The organism is Maribacter sp. (genome assembly GCF_039968975.1).
In the GTDB taxonomy this organism is placed as follows: Bacteria; Bacteroidota; Bacteroidia; order Flavobacteriales; family Flavobacteriaceae; genus Maribacter.
This window is the reverse complement of sequence record NZ_JBDVOT010000258.1, coordinates 1-3,035: the sequence shown is the minus strand read 5'-3', so window position 1 is coordinate 3,035 and position 3,035 is coordinate 1. Positions and strand designations below refer to the sequence as shown.

Below are 3,035 nucleotides of genomic sequence, written 5' to 3'. Positions count from 1 at the left end.
CCATCAGCCATCAGCCATCAGCCATCAGCCATCAGCCATCAGCCATCAGCCATCAGCCATCAGCCATCAGCCATCAGCCATCAGCCATCAGCCATCAGCCATCAGCCATCAGCCATCAGCCATCAGCCATCAGCCAACAGCCAACAAACTTATATTCTAGCCTGATACGTAAACAGATTATGGTATCTGCCTTCTTTTGCTATTAACTCTTCATGAGTTCCTTGCTCGGCAATGCGTCCGTTTTCAATAACTAATATCTGGTTTGCTTTTCTAATAGTACTTAAGCGGTGTGCTATAACAAAAGTGGTTCTACCTTTCGTTAGTTCAGCCAAACTCTTTTGAATTAATGCTTCGCTTTCAGTATCAAGATTAGAGGTGGCCTCATCTAGAATTAAAATTCTTGGGTTTGCCAATACAGCTCTTGCAATAGCAATACGTTGTCGTTGTCCTCCAGATAGTTTTACGCCACGTTCTCCGATTACAGTATTTAATCCCTCTTCAAATCTGTCGGTAAATTCATCAACATATGCGGCTTTAATCGCTGATTGTAATTCTTCTTCAGAAGCATCTGGTCTTGGAAAAAGTATATTCTCTCTAATAGTACCTTCAAAAAGGAAATCATCTTGTAGAACAACACCTAAATACTGTCTAAAACTGGTTAGGTCAACTTTTGATAAATCTGTACCATCTATGGTAATCTCTCCAGAATCAGGATTCAAAAAACTGGCCGCTAAACCTGCAATGGTAGATTTTCCGGATCCAGAACTACCTACAAGGGCAATGACATCACCAGAATTGGCTTCAAAACTAATATTATGCAATACATCTTTATCCTCTTCATAGGCAAACGATACATCTTTAAAGATCATATCCCCTTTAATGTTAGAAAGTGTAATGGTTCTATCTTTTTCATCAGACTCGGCCACCTTGTTCATTAACTCCTCGGTACGGTCTAAACCAGCTAAAGCTTCTGTCAATTGGCTACCAATATTGCTCATTTGTACAATGGGTGCTACCATTAATGCTAATAGAAAAGTAAACTCAAAATACTCACCTGTAGTCAGTTCTCCTTGCATCATTTTGTAACCGCCAAAACCCATCATAATTCCGGTAGTTGCCAATCCTAACAAAAAAGTGGATGCACTGGTCATGAAAGCTGTTGCGGTCAAGCTCTTTTTTACATTTTGGTATAATCTATCTACCCCTTCTTCAAAAACCTTACTTTCTTGTTCTTCTGCATTAAAACCTTTAATAACACGTATACCGCCTAGAGTTTCCGTTAACCTACCTTTAACCTCTGCATTAATTTTACCACGTTCCCTAAAAACTGGTCTAATGATTTTAAAAGCTTTCAGAGCAATAAAAGCAAACAGGATTAAGGGTATGAAAGTCAAAAGGGTCATGGTAGGGCTAATTCTTAATAGCAAAATAAGAGATACCACGGCGGTAATTGTACCACCAACCAATTGAACGAGTCCGGTGCCAATTAAGTTTCTGACACCCTCTACATCGCTCATAATTCTAGAAACTAACGAACCTGACTTGGTGTTGTCAAAAAAGCGAATAGGTAGTGATAGCACTTGTTTTTGTACCTGTGCACGTAACTCGGAAATCATATATTGCGCCTGTATGCTTAGAACTTTGGTGAGCAAGAAAGACATTACGGCTTGTACCAAAAACGCCAATATTACCACAGCTACCAATATTTTTAGTAGATCATAATTTTTGTTAGGGATAATATCATCTAAAAAATAACGTAGAGATACCGGCGCAACAAAACTTGCCGCCTTACTGATAACAATTAGTAATAAGCCCAATAAAACCGGTTTTCTACGTGGCCATATAATTGTTTTAAAAGCGGTTAGTATACTTACTTTTTTCTCTGCCATAGGTGTTTAATCTAACTAATTACTGTTTAATTATTCTATTGTCCGGTTGAGCGCAGTCGGCAATGAGTTGCAAGTTACTTCAATTCTAAAGTTTTACCGAATCTAGAATAGGTTTTGATATTGGCTAAGAGTATCGATAAAGGTTTTTATATTTGAGAATCCTGATTACCGACCAATGCTTAGAAAAATCATTTTTCTTTTTTTATTAACCACGTTTTACACAAATGCGCAAGAACAATACTATGAGCTGCGAGATTTTGTAACGGATAGTGCTGGTATTTTCACTGCAACACAAATCACAGAGTTAAATGAGCAATTAGTAGCGTTAGAGGAAAATACAACCAATCAACTAGTTATAGTAACCATTGAAGAGTTAGGTTTTGATACTATTGAGTCTTATGCAAACGGACTCTTTAACCAAAACGAAATTGGACAAAAAGGAAAGGATAACGGGTTACTTATTTTGTTTTCTAAATTAGATAGAGAAGTCAGAATTGAGGTGGGTTACGGGTTGGAACCTTATATTACAGATGCCGTTGCTTCAAGAATTATAAGAAATACAATGATTCCTAATTTTAAAGAGGAAATGTATTTTGAGGGAATTGGTAATGCTTCAAATCAGCTCATTGAGTTTTTAAATAACCCAGAGGCATTAGAAGAGTTTAAAAAAGAAATTGAAGACGAAGAAAGTAATAACCAGTTGATAGGGTATATATTTCTTGGTTTCTTTATTTTAATTTTTGTTACCGTTGGCGGATTTTACTTTTACAAAAGCTATAAGAACGTAATTGAAGTTTTCCGTGGCGTGTTCATTGGTAAGTTAGGAGTATTACCAGGTTTTTTTATGCTGGTTGCTGGTCTATTATCGTCATTATTCGGTCTACTTTTCATGCTAGGACCGCTAACCGTTGTTTTCAGCATACTTACATCCAGCGAATCTATAATGCAGAAAATTGCAGAAGAACCAAAAATATTATTACTGGCATTACCTCTGTTTTTCGGTGTTGCCGCAATCATTGCATTGATTAAAGTAAAATTAAAGGGAGAGGAAGATTTAAATATTTCTTGGATTAAAAATGACAAGACCTATTATAGAAAAACATTTTCTTCTTCAGGCACACATTCCTTTGGTTCTGGCGGTAGCTC

General features: G+C 36.9%; 2 protein-coding genes. One reads left to right on the top strand and one right to left on the bottom strand.

The genetic code is table 11. From position 1 onward, the window contains the following. Positions 1-149 precede the first annotated feature (149 nt). On the bottom strand, positions 150-1,889 hold the full coding sequence (locus ABJI11_RS17745) for an ABC transporter ATP-binding protein (protein ID WP_348355337.1): 1,740 nt from the start codon (positions 1,887-1,889) through the stop codon (positions 150-152). Between the two features lie 175 nt (positions 1,890-2,064). On the opposite strand from ABJI11_RS17745, the gene ABJI11_RS17740 reads away from it, so the two are divergent. Continuing rightward, on the top strand, positions 2,065-3,035 hold a 971-nt coding region (locus ABJI11_RS17740; RefSeq protein WP_348355334.1), incomplete at its 3' end, for a TPM domain-containing protein.

What these genes read in the sequence shown, in the direction of transcription:
- ABJI11_RS17745 (WP_348355337.1), bottom strand. Translation starts at nt 1,889, where the DNA reads ATGGCAGAGAAAAAAGTAAGTATACTAACCGCTTTTAAAACAATTATA.